Annotated in this window: 16 protein-coding genes; 14 read left to right on the plus strand and 2 right to left on the minus strand. The window is 44.9% G+C overall.

Going from position 1 to position 15,217, the window contains the following annotated elements; genetic code table 11:
- The first annotated feature begins 54 nt into the window (after positions 1-54).
- The 11 genes from safA (at position 55) to yajC (ending at position 9,802) form a co-directional block, all read left to right on the plus strand.
- Positions 55-1,470: a SafA/ExsA family spore coat assembly protein gene (safA, locus tag ABN702_RS03705; RefSeq protein ID WP_417899447.1), complete on the plus strand. Its 1,416-nt coding sequence runs from the start codon at positions 55-57 to the stop codon at positions 1,468-1,470.
- Positions 1,394-2,434, plus strand: coding sequence for a hypothetical protein (locus ABN702_RS03710; protein WP_417899448.1), 1,041 nt, complete (start codon positions 1,394-1,396; stop codon positions 2,432-2,434). The genes safA and ABN702_RS03710 overlap by 77 nt, the downstream gene beginning before the upstream one ends.
- A 32-nt stretch (positions 2,435-2,466) precedes the next feature.
- Complete coding sequence (nadE, locus tag ABN702_RS03715) at positions 2,467-3,207, plus strand: NAD(+) synthase (RefSeq protein ID WP_417899449.1); 741 nt, start codon at positions 2,467-2,469, stop codon at positions 3,205-3,207.
- 97 nt (positions 3,208-3,304) lie between these two features.
- On the plus strand, positions 3,305-4,051 hold the full coding sequence (locus tag ABN702_RS03720; RefSeq protein ID WP_417899450.1) for a YhcN/YlaJ family sporulation lipoprotein: 747 nt from the start codon (positions 3,305-3,307) through the stop codon (positions 4,049-4,051).
- A gap of 479 nt (positions 4,052-4,530) precedes the next feature.
- On the plus strand, positions 4,531-5,097 hold the full coding sequence (locus ABN702_RS03725) for a BofC C-terminal domain-containing protein (protein ID WP_417899451.1): 567 nt from the start codon (positions 4,531-4,533) through the stop codon (positions 5,095-5,097).
- Positions 5,098-5,356: 259 nt separating this feature from the next.
- Positions 5,357-5,971 carry a Holliday junction branch migration protein RuvA gene (gene ruvA, locus ABN702_RS03730; RefSeq protein WP_417899452.1) on the plus strand — a complete coding sequence of 205 codons (615 nt, stop codon included), beginning with the start codon at positions 5,357-5,359 and terminating at the stop codon, positions 5,969-5,971.
- A gap of 18 nt (positions 5,972-5,989) precedes the next feature.
- The gene (gene ruvB / locus ABN702_RS03735) at positions 5,990-6,991 is read left to right on the plus strand and encodes a Holliday junction branch migration DNA helicase RuvB (protein WP_417900813.1); all 1,002 of its coding nucleotides are present in this window, start codon (positions 5,990-5,992) and stop codon (positions 6,989-6,991) included.
- A complete protein-coding gene (locus tag ABN702_RS03740; RefSeq protein WP_417900814.1) occupies positions 6,988-7,188 on the plus strand; it encodes a DUF2905 domain-containing protein in 201 nt (66 codons plus the stop codon). The genes ruvB and ABN702_RS03740 overlap by 4 nt, the downstream gene beginning before the upstream one ends.
- Before the next feature lie 37 nt (positions 7,189-7,225).
- Positions 7,226-8,254, plus strand: coding sequence for a tRNA preQ1(34) S-adenosylmethionine ribosyltransferase-isomerase QueA (gene queA / locus ABN702_RS03745; RefSeq protein WP_417899453.1), 1,029 nt, complete (start codon positions 7,226-7,228; stop codon positions 8,252-8,254).
- Positions 8,255-8,356: 102 nt separating this feature from the next.
- Positions 8,357-9,496, plus strand: coding sequence for a tRNA guanosine(34) transglycosylase Tgt (tgt, locus tag ABN702_RS03750; protein ID WP_417899454.1), 1,140 nt, complete (start codon positions 8,357-8,359; stop codon positions 9,494-9,496).
- Positions 9,497-9,538: 42 nt separating this feature from the next.
- A complete protein-coding gene (yajC, locus tag ABN702_RS03755; RefSeq protein ID WP_386640496.1) occupies positions 9,539-9,802 on the plus strand; it encodes a preprotein translocase subunit YajC in 264 nt (87 codons plus the stop codon).
- Positions 9,803-9,858: 56 nt separating this feature from the next.
- Here the strand turns inward: yajC and ABN702_RS03760 are convergent, their stop codons facing one another.
- Complete coding sequence (locus ABN702_RS03760; RefSeq protein WP_386640494.1) at positions 9,859-10,248, minus strand: TIGR04086 family membrane protein; 390 nt, start codon at positions 10,246-10,248, stop codon at positions 9,859-9,861.
- A gap of 142 nt (positions 10,249-10,390) precedes the next feature.
- On the opposite strand from ABN702_RS03760, the gene ABN702_RS03765 reads away from it, so the two are divergent.
- Both ABN702_RS03765 and ABN702_RS03770 read left to right on the plus strand, forming a co-directional pair.
- Positions 10,391-11,671, plus strand: coding sequence for an ArsB/NhaD family transporter (locus ABN702_RS03765; RefSeq protein WP_417899455.1), 1,281 nt, complete (start codon positions 10,391-10,393; stop codon positions 11,669-11,671).
- 125 nt (positions 11,672-11,796) lie between these two features.
- Positions 11,797-12,453, plus strand: a complete 657-nt coding sequence (locus tag ABN702_RS03770) for a DUF421 domain-containing protein (RefSeq protein ID WP_417899456.1) — start codon at positions 11,797-11,799, stop codon at positions 12,451-12,453.
- A gap of 586 nt (positions 12,454-13,039) precedes the next feature.
- Here ABN702_RS03770 and spoVB read toward each other — a convergent pair.
- Positions 13,040-14,596: a stage V sporulation protein B gene (gene spoVB, locus ABN702_RS03775; protein WP_417899457.1), complete on the minus strand. Its 1,557-nt coding sequence runs from the start codon at positions 14,594-14,596 to the stop codon at positions 13,040-13,042.
- A 156-nt stretch (positions 14,597-14,752) separates the two neighbouring features.
- Between spoVB and ABN702_RS03780 the strand changes: the two genes are divergently transcribed.
- Positions 14,753-15,034: a post-transcriptional regulator gene (locus tag ABN702_RS03780; protein ID WP_417899458.1), complete on the plus strand. Its 282-nt coding sequence runs from the start codon at positions 14,753-14,755 to the stop codon at positions 15,032-15,034.
- Positions 15,035-15,217: the final 183 nt, after the last annotated feature.

Genomic DNA, 15,217 nt, shown 5'->3' on the forward strand with positions numbered 1-15,217 from the left:
AAAATGCCCACTCGACACATAGACTGTAAAGACTTTGCTAAGGAGGGAAAACCCTTGAAAATCCATATCGTACAAAAAGGAGATACATTGTGGAAGATTGCCCAGAAATATAATGTGAATTTCGACCAGCTGAAACAAGCGAATTCACAGTTAAGCAATCCTGACATGATTATGCCCGGAATGAAAATAAAAGTGCCAATGGCAGGAGTAGCCGTAAAAAAAGAAAATCAAGTAATGGGAGTGACAAAAGAAGCGCCTAAAACAATGGGTGTAAAAGAAGCCCCAAAAACGATGGGTGTAAAAGAAGTACCGAAGGCACAGCATCCTTACAAGGAAATGCCGAAAAAGCCGGCAGTAAAGGAAGAACAGATCAAAGAGGCGCCAAAAACACCTTATGTTCCTAAAATGCCGCAATTGAAACCTTATTTTCCGGAAATTGATGTGAATAATTACAATATCAATGTTCCGATCAATCAAATGCCAAAAATGCCAAAAATGCCAGAGATGCCAAAGATGCCAAAGATGCCGAAAATGCCACAGATGCCTGTCGCGCCAAAGGAAGAAAGCCCGGAAAGCCCTGAGCCGCAAGTGATGGGTGTCGAATCACCGCCGCCAGCTCCACAAATGCAGCCTGAGTTCTGTTATCCTGTATCACCAATAATGCCCAGTTCAGGTTTGTGTCCACCTTACCCACCGTATCATCATGGACATCACGGAGGATATGGGATGATGCCTGGAATGGGTATGCCGATGGGGCAAGGAATGATGCCTGGAATGGGTATGCCGATGGGCCAAGGCATGATGCCAGAAATGCAAGGTATGCCGATGTCTCAAGGAATGATGGAGGAGTCACCGGATTGGGATATGGGTCAAATGCAACAACTTCAACAGATGGGACAAATGCCTCAAATGGGGCAGCAGCAGATGGATCCTTCCCAGGTTGCTGGAGTTCAAGATCAGATGGGCGGACAAATGCCAGAAATGCAGGGTATGCCAGGAATGATGCCAATGCAGGGAATGCCGATGGGGCAAGGGATGATGCCAGGAATGATGCCAGGAATGATGCCACCAGGAATGCCGATGGGACCTTGGGGTGGAGGACCTTGGGGCGGAGGATATCCGTGTTATCCTGTATCTCCGATAGCACCTGGTTCCGGTTTTGGTCCAATGGGAGGCTTTCCGCAAGGCGGAGGGCAAGGCCAACAAGTAGCAGGTGTCTCTGATGATGGCGACTGCGGTTGTGGGCCATCACCTCAAGCAATGGGATACAGATCACAGGTTCCTTATGGATATCCGCAAGCACCTTTCGGAATGCAGTATCCTGGATATGGTGTACCACAAGCAGGCTATCCGATGGCAATGCCTGGATACTACGGCCCACAGGGTTATGGCTATGGACCTTCCAATGATGAGGATTTCCGCAATACTGAATCCGACTTTGATGGTCCGGAATCAGATGATGAGGCTTGAAGAAAAATTTTTTAAAGACGATTTCACTCGAAATCGTCTTTTCTTCCGTCTTTTTCAGGATAAAGGAATACAATCCTGTACGCAAATCAAGGAAAATCTATATAAAGTACAAACAGACACTGGTACGTTCATCTTAAAGGGGATAGCTGATTTTCAGAGTGTCCAATCCAGCATTGTTTTGAATCAACTCCTTATAGAGAATGGATTTCTTATGGGTTTGGAGTATATGGAGCTGTCAAACGGACTTTATTATATGTTTGAAGGACAGCTAGTATGGACGATGACGAGATATATTCCACCGAAACGGCCATTTTCATATTTGAAGGCAGAGGACCGATTGGATGGAATGAAAGTACTGAAGTCTTTTCATCTCCAGTCGGCTAAGCTTATCCCGATTCTAAGCTCGTTTCTAAAAAGGGAGAATCTGCTGATGAAATGGGAGGCGCGCCTGGATAAATTCGAGAAAAATCTTCCAATATTAACTCAATGGTTTAATTCCCCTGCAATTAGTGAAATTGTATACTATAGCAAGGCTTCGCTGGAGCAATTAAATAAAGTTGATATTGCTTGGACGAAATCGGATGAAGTGGTCCTGCACGGCGATGTTGCAAGTCATAATTTCGTGAAAAGTACGGATAATAAGACGTATTTAATTGATTACGACCTGATTTCAATCGGCAAAGCGGAGTGGGATGATGTGCAATATGCAAGCAGAATACTGCCGTTTATCAAATGGGATAAGAAAAAGTTTTTCCAGATCCCCATACTTCAATATTATTTAAAGCACCCATGGTTTTGGATTGCTCTGTCCTATCCGATGGATATTCTCCGGGAGGGAAACCAGTTTTCAGTAACGGTGCAGAACCACTCCATGCCCCAAAGCTATACCAACCTTTCCTTTTTAATCAGCAGCTGGAATCTGCGCAAACAATTTTTGACGAATTTTCACAACATGATACAATAATGAATATTGTCATTTGGAGGGAAGATTACGCAATGGAAGAAAATATTTCTAAATTAGTGCAGTGGATTCAGGAAAAAGTAAAAGATGCAGGACTAAACGGTGCAATAGTAGGGGTAAGTGGAGGCATTGACTCGGCTGTTGTTGCCCATCTTATCAAAAGGGCATTTCCTGATGCGTCCCTTGGTGTCATTATGCCATGCAAAAGTGATCCTAAAGATCAGGAGTATGCGATGGAAGTAATCGAAAGCTGCGGAATCAGCCACACCACCATCGATCTGTCCCAAACGCATACCGTCCTTTTTTCCGAAATGGAAAAGCAGTTGAAGGAAAAAGGGGAATGGAAAGAGGAGACAGCAAGACTTGGTGATGCCAATACACGCGCACGCCTTAGAATGACTACCCTGTATGCGGTTGCTAACAACTATGGCTATCTGGTGGTTGGTACCGATAATGCGGCTGAATGGCATACAGGATATTTTACGAAGTATGGTGATGGTGGCGTAGATTTGGTGCCACTGGTTCATTTTACAAAAGGCGAGGTCCGTGAGATGGCAAAAGTCCTTGGTGTACCGGATTCCATCATCAATAAGCCGCCTAGCGCAGGTCTTTGGGAAGGACAAACCGATGAAAATGAAATGGGCACAACCTATAACATGATCGACAGCTATCTCAAAGGCGAACAAATCCCTGAAAAAGATAAAGCGATTATTGATTCCATGCATAAACGCACAGAACATAAACGGCAATTGGCATTCGCCCCTCCAAAATTTTAGGTGTTGGTGGGATCTGACAAAATAAAATACCCCTTAATCAGTCAAGCTAAGAGGGAGTACACTATGTACTCAACTGACTGGTTAGGGGGTTTTTACATTGAGGAAGTCTGTCTTAACGGTAACTTCAGCGGCATTTCTGCTAGGGGGACTTACAGGATGCGGCGGCGGAAACAGTGCTGCTGATAACAGGTACTATGAAGAAACAAGTCCTATGGGGTATTACACAAGTGAGCACAACCCGAATGTAAACAATGACCGTAACCGCCCTGCAACAGAAGAACAACGAGGTAATGCTCGTATCATGGACGATAACGACGGTCCACTTAACGAGATCATGGATCGCGCAGTCGTGTATGGTGAGCGTCGCAACAACGACAACAACAACAATCGTAATACAGCTTCCCCTATGACCAACAGAGGGAAGCAGTATGATCATGAGCGTCTATACAGCCGCAGCGATAAAAATTACCATGGCCAGCTTGACGGTGTCCGTAATATCGCAAATCCGTCCTATTATAACAACTATAATGGACGCCTTACGGAAAAACTTGCCGATCGTGCTTCCAAGGTGAATGGTGTAGAAAACGCACGTGCCGTTTCCTATGGGGACGACATATTAATCGCAGTTGAACCAAATAACGACGTGAACGAGCAGCAATTATCCAGAGACGTACGCCGGGCAGTCAAACCGCTAATTAATGGAAAAGACTGTCGCGTTGTAGTGGACGATGGAACATTCAACACAGTACGACAACTAGACAACGACCTGCGTGGTGGAGGACCAGTCGACGACATCAACTCCGAAATCAAAGACCTCATCAACACCATGGTCCCAACCCGCTAACCCAAGAGGCAGACACCCGTCTGCCTCATTTTACATACGAATACACCCCCACCAAACCGTAAATCCCCAAAAAACCAAATCAGCCAAAGAGCCCCCAAGGCTCTTCGCCAAAACCACGCAACATAGACCACAAAAAAAGTATGGGGTCTGACACTCCCCCCGTCCCAAAATAAAAACCACACTGAAAATACTCCCCTCGTAACCTAAACGTCAATAAACCTGCGAGGGTCAGACCCCGGTCTTGAGCATCCCTCCCCAACAAAACCTCTAAAGCCATCTCCCACAACACCACAGCGAAGGTCAGACCCCGGTCTTAAGCCTCCCTCCCCCACAAAAAATACAATCACTATATCCCACCCCCCAAAAAACATTTAACCCCAAAAGACTAAATCCCCAAAAACTGGTCAAACTAAAAAAGACAAGACTAGCTTAATAACCTACAGAACGAAATCTTATAGAATGTGAGGGGGCTATCCAAGATGAAACCCATCATTCCAAAGCACTTCTGGCTGATGATCACAGCATTTATCACAACATGTGGAGCACTCTACAGCTTTTCCACTTATCAAGGTGCCGCCGATGAAAACGAAATTGTGGAGGAAGAAGTATTAGAGGAAGTATATGAAATCAATGGACCCTTAACGCTAAAAGTTGTGCTAGAGCGCATTTATTTAGATGGAGAAGTGAGTGAAGAAACGCTACAGGAAACCGTCTGGGCGATGGAGGATTTTTGGGCGGAATACGATAATTGGCAAGTGATAGACTTAAATGAAGAACAGATCGTGTTTCAGCAATATATTGATGACATTTCCCCCCTATTAAAGACAAATGGCTATTTTGGCATATCCAACGACGGTGTTCTTACCATATATGAAGGAAAGCCGACTGAGGCATCCAAGATCATTCAGTCCTTTTTCCAGATCGATGTAGGGAAACTGGAAAGCCATCAGCATGAAAAGTTAAAAGGTGGAATCAGGGTGGTTTCCAAGGATGAATATGTACAGGTGCTAGAAACATTTAAACCATATTCCTCCCAAAAACAATAAGGCTCTTTTCGTAAAGTTTGTTGCTTTTGTCCGTGAAAAATCGGCTTTTGGATTTTTTACAGCATATATCCCTGTAAAATTTAAATGAAAATAAATCGATTACACTGGAAAAGAGCAAATAAACAGGCTGGCAATTTGCCAGTCTGTTTTTCCCGTTGATTGAAACGATAATCCGGTCTTCTCCGATAATCCAATGCTGCTTTTCCAAAACTTATGGTAAAATGGAGAGTAGATGATTTTAAAGGAGAGTTTTGTACCATTGATAGATTTCATTAGAGGCTTTGTGGAATATGTATCACCGGAATACGTGGTAGTGGAAGTAAAGGGAGTAGGCTATCAGGTTAACGCGCCAAACCCGTTCATCTATACCGTCGATCGTGATAAAGAAGTGACCATCTATACATACCAGCACGTGAGAGAGGATATCCTTGCTTTATACGGCTTCAAAACACGGGAGGACAAGAACCTGTTTATGAAGCTTTTGAATGTTACAGGGATCGGTCCAAAAGGTGCCCTTGCCATCCTTGCATCCGGACAGCCTGCACAGGTGGTCCACGCAATAGAAAACGAAGATGAGAAATTCCTGGTTAAGTTCCCTGGCGTCGGCAAAAAGACGGCGAGGCAGATTATCCTTGATCTAAAAGGAAAACTGAATGATTTGGTTCCAAGCGCATTTCCAGATCTTTTTCAACCGGGAGTAGATATGCCGGCTACTGGAAGTACAAATAATATGGCCCTTGAAGAAGCGATGGAAGCCTTGCAGGTTTTGGGATATGGTGATAGGGAAATCAAAAAGATCATGCCTGCACTTCAAAAAGAGGAACTATCTACAGATCAATATGTCAAGAGAGCGTTACAGCTACTCCTAAAGTAGAGGGGTGAATCATATATGATGGATGACCGTATGGTGTCACAAGACGCAACCATGGAGGATCAGTCGCTGGAATACAGCCTGCGTCCCCAGACATTGCAGCAGTATATTGGACAGGATAAAGTCAAAGAGAATCTGGAGGTCTTTATCCAGGCGGCGAAAATGAGACAGGAGACCTTGGATCATGTGCTTCTTTACGGACCGCCAGGCCTTGGGAAAACGACGCTTGCCGCGATCATCGCCAATGAAATGGGCGTGCAGTTGAGAACTACCTCAGGACCGGCAATCGAGCGGCCAGGGGATCTTGCAGCCATCCTTTCCTCCCTTGAGCCGGGAGACGTGTTATTCATAGATGAAATCCACCGTCTTCACCGCTCCATCGAGGAAGTTCTGTATCCTGCAATGGAGGACTATTGCCTCGATATCGTTATTGGCAAAGGCCCGAGTTCCAGGTCTGTCCGCCTGGATTTACCGCCGTTTACACTGGTAGGGGCGACGACGAGGGTTGGATTATTGACCGCTCCGCTCCGTGACCGTTTTGGTGTACTAAGCCGCTTGGAATACTATAATGAAGAGCAGCTTACTGAGATTTGTATGCGAACTGCACAGATCCTTGATATCGGCTTGGAAATCGATGCCGCAACCGAAATCAGCAGAAGAGCACGTGGAACACCACGTATCGCCAACCGCCTATTAAGGCGTGTCCGTGATTTTGCACAGGTATTGGGGAAAACGACGATAAATGCATTCTTGGCAAAAGAAGCATTGGATCGCCTGCAGGTGGACCGGCTTGGCTTGGATCATATCGACCATAAGCTGCTCATGGGGATCATTGAAAAATTCCGTGGCGGACCGGTCGGGGTCGACACAATTGCCGCAACCATAGGGGAGGAATCCCACACGATTGAAGATGTGTATGAACCCTATCTTCTTCAGATCGGTTTTCTTCAGCGGACACCGAGAGGCCGGGTGGTGACGGATCTTGTATACCGTCACTTCAATATGGAGGTGCCAAAGGAATAATGGAACTGCCAAAGATGCTGATGGTCGTCGGTGCTGTGCTGTTGCTAGTAGGATTTTTGTGGCAGGTTGTCGGAAAGATCCCAGGAGATATCGTCGTGAAAAAAGGGAACTTCACGTACTTTTTCCCGATTGTCACCTCCATAATTATCAGCATAGTGCTGAGTCTCGTCTTTTATTTTATTGGACGTTTTAGGTAAAGACTAACATTGAATTGCATAGAAAAAAGGTGAAAGTATGAAAATAGATTTATTTGATTTCCATTTGCCTGAGGAGCTTATTGCACAAACACCTCTGGAACAAAGGGAAGCATCAAGATTGATGGTATTGAACAAAGAAACCGGCGCAATCAAGCATGAAGCGTCCTTCCGCTCCATTTTGGAGTACGTAAAGACAGGGGACTGCCTCGTTTTGAATGATACAAGAGTTTTGCCTGCGAGACTTTTCGGGGTAAAAGCCGAAACGGGAGCCAAGATTGAAGTCCTCCTTTTGAAGCAAATCGAAGGCGACACATGGGAAACGCTTATCAAGCCGGCTAAAAGAGTCAAGGAGGGTACTGTCCTCTCCTTTGGTGACGGCAGATTGACCGCTGTATGTGTGAATGAAAGTGACCATGGCGGCCGTCAGTTGGAATTCCGTTATGAAGGGATTTTCTATGAAGTGCTGGACAGTCTGGGTGAAATGCCGCTGCCACCTTACATAAAGGAGCAGCTCGAAGACCGTGACCGCTATCAGACGGTTTTTGCCAGGGAAACCGGCTCAGCCGCAGCGCCGACAGCAGGCCTTCATTTTACGGAGGAATTGCTGGAGGAACTTAACAACCGTGGGGTGCATACTGCATTCATTACCTTGCATGTAGGGCTTGGGACATTCAGGCCGGTCAGTGTGGATACGGTGGAAGAGCATGATATGCATGCGGAATTTTATCAGATAACAGAAGGTACAGCACGCCTGTTGAATGAGGTCCGTGAAAAAGGCGGCAGGATCATAACCGTCGGAACGACCTCCACAAGAACATTGGAGACGATTGCACGTGACCATGGCGAATTTGTGGAAGCGAGCGGGTGGACTAACATTTTCATCTATCCAGGCTATGAATTCAGTGCGATTGATGGAATGATCACAAACTTCCATCTGCCGAAATCCACCTTGATCATGCTGGTCAGTGCGCTGGCAGGTCGAGAGCATGTGATGAAAGCCTACGAGGAAGCAGTAAATGAAAGGTATCGTTTTTTCAGTTTTGGAGATGCGATGCTGATTTTATAAAGCTCTTTTCGTAAAGTTTGTTGCTTATGTCTGTAAAAAATCGGCTTTTGGATTTTTTACTGCAGCAATAACCCTTTATAAGAGAGTACTAAGGAGAATCCAATGACAGCAATCAGATATGAACTAATCAAAACTTGTAAACAGACAGGAGCACGTCTAGGTATCGTGCACACGCCACACGGATCCTTTGAAACACCGGTCTTTATGCCGGTAGGAACCTTGGCGACAGTAAAGACGATGTCACCCGAGGATGTTAAGTCCATGGGTGTTGGCATCATCTTGAGCAATACGTATCATCTATGGCTTCGTCCCGGAAATGAGATTGTCAAGGAAGCGGGCGGTCTTCATAAATTCATGAACTGGGACCGTGCCATTTTGACAGACTCAGGCGGATTCCAGGTATTCAGTTTGAGCGATCTTCGTAAAATTGAAGAGGAAGGAGTTCACTTCCGCAATCATATGAATGGGGACAAACTTTTCCTATCTCCGGAAAAAGCGATGCAGATCCAGAACGACCTGGGATCCGACATCATGATGGCATTCGATGAGTGTCCGCCTTTCCCTGCGACACATGAGTATATGAAAAAATCAGTGGAGCGTACATCCCGGTGGGCAGAACGCTGTCTTAAAGCGCATCAGCGTCCACAGGATCAGGGATTGTTCGGGATTGTCCAAGGTGGGGAATATGAAGACTTGCGTAAGCAAAGTGCACAGGATCTTGTGTCCATGGACTTCCCTGGCTATGCAGTCGGGGGACTTTCTGTTGGAGAGCCAAAGGATGTCATGAACCGTACACTTGAATTTACCACGCCTTGGCTGCCTACTGATAAACCGCGTTACCTGATGGGGGTTGGTTCACCGGATTCCCTTATTGATGGGGCAATGCGTGGAATTGATATGTTTGACTGCGTGCTACCGACTAGAATTGCACGTAATGGGACATTAATGACAAGTGAAGGGCGTCTAGTTGTGAAGAATGCGAAGTTTGCACGTGATTTCGGTCCACTAGATCCGGAGTGTGATTGCTATACTTGCACAAATTATTCCAGAGCTTACATTCGCCACCTAATCAAATGTGACGAAACTTTGGGAATTCGCCTTACAACTTACCATAACCTATATTTTCTGGTAAAATTAATGGAGCAAGTCCGTCAAGCAATCCGAGAAGATCGCCTTGGGGACTTCAAAGAAGAGTTTTTTGAGAAATATGGATTCAATAAACCGAATGCCAAAAACTTCTAAAACTTCTTCCCAACTATTCACACAAAGAAAGGAGGACTATAAATGCAAGATATTCTTGGAGTAATTTGGCCTTTACTACTAATGTTTGCTATTTTCTACTTCCTTTTAATTCGTCCACAGCAGAAGCGTCAGAAGCAAGTGCGTGAAATGCAGACAAACCTGCAAAAGGGAGATAAAATTGTTACAATCGGTGGTTTGCACGGAATCGTGGATGCACTGGATGAGGACAAAATCGTCCTGAAAACAGGTGACGGATCTCGTCTTACATACGATCGTCAAGCGATCAGAGATGTAAACAAGGACTAATAGTAAAAAAGAGCATGCTCATTCCATCAAATGGAGTGATGCATGCTCTTTTTTTATTAAGCTTTGGAAATTTTCCCGCCGCTCAGATTCACCCCAATAATACCACCCAGCATGGCAACGGCGATAAAGCCCAGGTGGAAGAAAAGCTGATTCATTGAAAAAAGAGAATCGTTCCCCAGATACTGAAACAGGAAAATGATGAGCGAATATGCGCCACCTGTCGCACCTCCAAGCATCCAGCCCTTTTCCCTGCCCTTGCCTCCGGATACAAAGCCGCCAATAAAGAGGGTTAAAAAGGAAAGTGTCAGAATGATCCAGGCTACACTAGATTCCTGGAGGGATGTAAAACGAAGCAATAAAGAAAAAAGCAGACTTGTTGCTATAGCGAATATAAAAATTGTTATAAGGCCATACATGATGGCGAGTCCCAGTCTTTTTGATTCCATTGATCTTTCTCCTCTCTTTGTCCAACATGGTAAGTAATACAAGCATATTCACCAATAGAAAAATATAGAATACAAATATTTTCTGGGACATGCGTCATACAATGTAGAAGGGGAGAGAACGGAGAGGCTGGGAGGAAGAACAATGCTTACGATATTGACTTTGATTATCTTTATCCTGACGTATGTGGTAATCATGACAGAAAAATATGACCGGGCCCTTATAGCTTGTATCGGGGGAGTGGCCATGCTTATGGCCGGCGTTCTCACAACAGATACCGCTTTTTTGACGTATATAGATTGGAACACAATTGCACTGCTTTTCTCCATGATGGTCATCGTGACTATCACCAGTCAGACCGGAATATTTGAATACATTGCAATTGTCTTGGCAAAATCGGTCAATGGCAGGGGGATCCCGCTTTTAATAGCTGTATCCGTTCTTACAGCATTCGGTTCCGCTTTTTTGGCGAATGTAACGATTGTCCTTCTACTGGTTCCAATCATCCTGACCTTGACATCTATGCTTGGCTTGCCGGCTATACCCTATTTGGTTGCGGTGATACTTTCTGCAAATATCGGGGGAACAGCCACTTTGATTGGCGATCCACCGAACATCATGATAGGGCAGGCGGTGGAACATTTGACATTCAATGCTTTTCTGCTGCATCTTGCTCCAATTGTTTTCATCATTTTTTTAACCACCATGGGCGGGCTTATTTTGCTATATCGGAAAAAATTGAAGGTAAGCGCAGAGCTTCAACAAAACCTCCAGTCTCTGAAAGCGGAAGTGAATTGGAACTTTACACTGGTAAAGTCCCTTTCCGTTCTGGTGATTACCATCGCTGGCTTTATGCTGCACACTTTCCTCCACCTTGACCTGACAACGGTGGCGATGGCAGGTGCGCTGCTGCTCCTGTTTTTAACGCATGACGTGTATAAGCCGGATGAGATATTCAAAGAGGTGGAATGGGGAACCCTGTTCTTTTTCATGGGACTATTTTTATTGGTCGGAGGACTGGAGGAAGTGGGAATCATCGATGAACTGGCAAGGGGCATCATTTTTACTACAGAAGGGGACTACAAAACGACTGCACTTTTGATTCTTTGGTTGTCCGGAGTTCTTTCGGGTTTCGTGGATAACATTCCTTTTGTCGCAGCCATGATTCCTGTAATAAGTGAATTCGAGGACTATGGGATGACGAATCTGGACCCGTTATGGTGGTCACTTGCGCTTGGTGCCTGCTTGGGCGGCAATGGCACCTTGCTTGGTTCGTCGTCCAATTTGGTGGTGGCAGGCCTAGCAGCAAAATCGAATCACCCGCTAGGTTTCCTTTCCTTTATGAAGATTGGACTAACTGTAGTAATTTTCTCATTAATAATCTCGACCGTTTATATATACTTTCGGTATTTGATTTATTTTTAGCCTCCATGCGAAAACATCCGTTATCTGAACTTGGAAAATCCTGTTTGACATGATAATTCCTTTCTTGCAAAGACTACTCCTAACATGGTTTTTGGAGCTCGTTGCAAAGGAGGCGATCATTCCCTATGGAGGAGTACGTAATCATAATCGCGCGGACCATTTTTCTTTACATCGTGATTCTCTTTATCTTCCGGGTGATGGGGAAGCGGGAGATTGGGGAATTGAGTGTACTCGATCTGGTCGTCTTTATCATGATTGCTGAGATGGCGGTGGTTGCCATTGAGAATCCGAGAGACGAATTGATGGTCGCGTTATTGCCGATGTTGATCCTGATGGGCATCCAGATCATCCTTGCATTCATATCGCTCAAAAGCCAGAGAATACGAGAGCTGATTGATGGAAAGCCGAGTGTCATCATTAACAATGGAAAAATTGATGAAAAAGAGATGAGGAAACAGCGCTATAATTTTGAAGATCTACTCGTACAGCTTCGGGAAAAGAATGTGAAAAACGTGGCGGATGTCGAGTTTGCCATATTGGAGGCGTCCGGAAAGCTCTCTGTCTTTGAAAAAAACAAAGACAGGGAAAATAAGGAGGAGGGCACACTCAATCTGCCATTGATCATGGACGGTGCAATCCAGGAAGAACATTTAAAGCAGATCGGAAAAACCAACCTTTGGCTTCGTCAGCAACTACGAGATCTTGGCTATAAAGATTTCAGGAAAATTTCCTACTGCAGCTACAATAACGGCGTATTCTTTATTGATTTAATAGACGAATAAAAGACAGTGGCGAGAAGTCGCCACTGTCTCAAACTGTAGACAAACTTGAGGTAATTCGAGGTAGTCTACAGTTTTTTTGTGTACATGTAAATAAAGCCCGTTGATTTCCGTTCCAGGCACTGCGCTTATCCTAAGGCGGTCCGGGAGCCTCCTCGACGCTGCGCGTCTGCCGGGGTCTCCCTTGTCCCTTCCTCCCGCAGGACAAGGAAGGCTTCGGCAGCGATACATCGCACGAAGAAAATGCGTTAGCATTTTTGAGGAGTCTCCGTGCCTTCCACTCCAATCAACTGAGTTTTCTAAACTTTTTGTGGAACTATAACCACATAGTTGAAATCGAAAGGGTTCGGAATGTGACCATTCCGAACCCTTTTGTCTACAAACTGAACAATGTTGAATTTTAAAAACTTGAGTGGATTGGAGCGGAAGCCACTTGACTCCAGCGGGAAATTAGAGTGGATGGGAGACCCCACAGAAGCCGAAGAGGCTCCCATCACTCCACGCGGAAAGCAAGTGGCTGCATCGGAAAGGAACGGGCGAAATTCAAAGCTAAAAGCAAATATCAATATGAAAACAAACTTTTTTAGTTTTATTTGACAATCCACTTCTTCAAAATCGGTATCCGTGCAAGCTCTTCCCTTTTGACAAGACCGAAGAGGAACAGGAGGGCGATATAAAGCAGACAGGTAAGGAAAATGAAGAGTAAGCTTCGTTTCCCAAGGGTCAGATCGAGAAGCCAATGATCCAGCATCCATTTTCCGCTGATGGTGCATATACCCATGGTGATGAAGCTTTTTATATAATCCCGCACGTAGAGGGAATAGGAGAGGACCTTCATGATGGTAGCCATATGAAGCATCGTAACGAGCATCATGCCGATCACGATTCCAAGTGCTGCCCCCATGATTCCGAAGCTTGGTTTACTGGCTAGCACGAAGATCACCCCGGTTTTCACCAAAGCTCCGATAAAGCTATTGATCATGGCTGCTTTGGCTAAATCAAGCGCCTGAAGTGTTGCCTGAAGAGGTCCTTGGAAATAGTAGAACAGGAAAAAAGGTGCCATCACTTTTATATAAATGGCCGCTTTACTGCTTCCATACATGAATAGCATGATGGGATCGGCAAAAACGAAAAGCAGAACAACGGCTATTCCACCTGAGACAAAGGATAATCTCAGTGCTTGCTGTAGGCGATGTTCGATAAGAATCGAGTTTTTTTTCGCTGCCGCTTCACTTATGGCAGGAACTAGGGCAGTCGATAAGGAATAAGTAATAAAGGATGGCAGCATGAGAAGCGGAAGTGCAAAACCTACTAATTCTCCATACTGCTTTGTAGCTAAAGAAGTGGCTACCCCCGCAATTGCCAGACTTTGTGCCACAACAATAGGCTCAAAGAACCATGCGATGGAACCGATCATCCGGCTTCCGGTTGTCGGAATGGCAATCCGCATCAAATCGTTGAATGTTTGTTTCCCTTCACCCACATAGCTGAAAAATTTCTTTCGCAGTCGAAAACTCTTTTTATTTTTAAAGACAAATACCATGTAAAGCAAGGACATCAGCTCACCTGCCACAGCAGAAAGCATCGCTCCTGCAGCGGCATATTCGATCCCGTATGGAAGCAATGCCTTTGTACATGCGGCAACAAGCGAGATGCGTACGACCTGCTCGATAACTTGGGATATGGCGGAAGGTTTCATATTCTGCCTGCCTTGGAAATAGCCGCGCAATACAGAAGAAATCGCGATGATCGGGACAACTGGTGCGATGGCAAGCAAAGGATAATACGTTCTTGGGTCTGTGAAGAGATGTGTGGATAGATAAGGAGCCAGAAGAATCATGGCCGGAGTAAAGATGATGCTCAAAGTACCGGTAGTCGCAAGCGATACGATCAGGATTTTCTTTATCTTGCGGTGGTTGCCCTGTGCTTCCGCTTCGGCGACTAGCTTGGAGATGGCAACCGGCAGTCCGAGCTGTGTAATGGTAATCGTAAGAACGAGAGTCGGAACAGCCATCATATAAAGCCCTACGCCTTCCTCGCCAATAAATCTGGCAACCACAATCCGATTAATGAACCCCAGAATACGGGTGATGAATCCGGCTACAATGAGGATCAGCGTTCCCCTTAAAAAGGTTTGCTTCGTCATGCTATAACCTGCCTTCTCAATTAACGTCATATCGTATACAATTATCTATATGCTTGTACATAGGCCAAGCATGACAAGGAATTGGTTGCTTTTTAAAGGGAGAGGCATGACGTACTTGTACATTTCTATGTAGAAAATAAAATGGAGGTACCTTAAATGATGAAAGAGACGAACTATCATGCTTATGATCTTTTCCGAAGCGACTTGACACCAGTTCTGCAAAGTAAGCTGGAGGAATTCCAGCTGTTTGGCTATGATAAAGTGACTGAGGACGAATTATGGGAATGTCTGACACGTAAAACATGGAAGCGTCCAGAGACGAAAATGCTGCATCAGCTTGTTAATGATGTGTATGGCCTTTCCATCACTGACTACATGAGTTATATCACGATTGAAGCGTATAAAGCGCCTAATTTTTTTCAGGAACAAAAGGAATAGAACCAGTTTCAACAAGAATTGACAGTAGTAAAGAGTTAACTCATAATGGTACATGATGGCAAAATATTGACTTTTTTGATATTCCGACTGTTGCACTTTTCTTTACATACATAAAACAGAAAAAGTCCAAATTTGATGCCAAGTGTCCGTAATAATAAATAAAACACTCACCAGTGGTAAAAG

Source organism: Bacillus haimaensis (assembly GCF_048270625.1).
GTDB lineage: Bacteria > Bacillota > Bacilli > Bacillales > Bacillaceae_I > Sutcliffiella_A > Sutcliffiella_A haimaensis.

Coding starts and splice junctions, on each gene's coding strand:
- ABN702_RS03710 (WP_417899448.1), top strand. CDS start 1,394: ATGGACCTTCCAATGATGAGGATTTCCGCAATACTGAATCCGACTTTG.
- nadE (WP_417899449.1), top strand. CDS start 2,467: ATGGAAGAAAATATTTCTAAATTAGTGCAGTGGATTCAGGAAAAAGTA.
- ABN702_RS03725 (WP_417899451.1), top strand. CDS start 4,531: ATGAAACCCATCATTCCAAAGCACTTCTGGCTGATGATCACAGCATTT.
- ruvB (WP_417900813.1), top strand. CDS start 5,990: ATGGATGACCGTATGGTGTCACAAGACGCAACCATGGAGGATCAGTCG.
- queA (WP_417899453.1), top strand. CDS start 7,226: ATGAAAATAGATTTATTTGATTTCCATTTGCCTGAGGAGCTTATTGCA.
- tgt (WP_417899454.1), top strand. CDS start 8,357: ATGACAGCAATCAGATATGAACTAATCAAAACTTGTAAACAGACAGGA.
- yajC (WP_386640496.1), top strand. CDS start 9,539: ATGCAAGATATTCTTGGAGTAATTTGGCCTTTACTACTAATGTTTGCT.
- ABN702_RS03760 (WP_386640494.1), bottom strand. CDS start 10,248: ATGGAATCAAAAAGACTGGGACTCGCCATCATGTATGGCCTTATAACA.
- ABN702_RS03765 (WP_417899455.1), top strand. CDS start 10,391: ATGCTTACGATATTGACTTTGATTATCTTTATCCTGACGTATGTGGTA.
- ABN702_RS03770 (WP_417899456.1), top strand. CDS start 11,797: ATGGAGGAGTACGTAATCATAATCGCGCGGACCATTTTTCTTTACATC.
- spoVB (WP_417899457.1), bottom strand. CDS start 14,596: ATGACGAAGCAAACCTTTTTAAGGGGAACGCTGATCCTCATTGTAGCC.
- ABN702_RS03780 (WP_417899458.1), top strand. CDS start 14,753: ATGATGAAAGAGACGAACTATCATGCTTATGATCTTTTCCGAAGCGAC.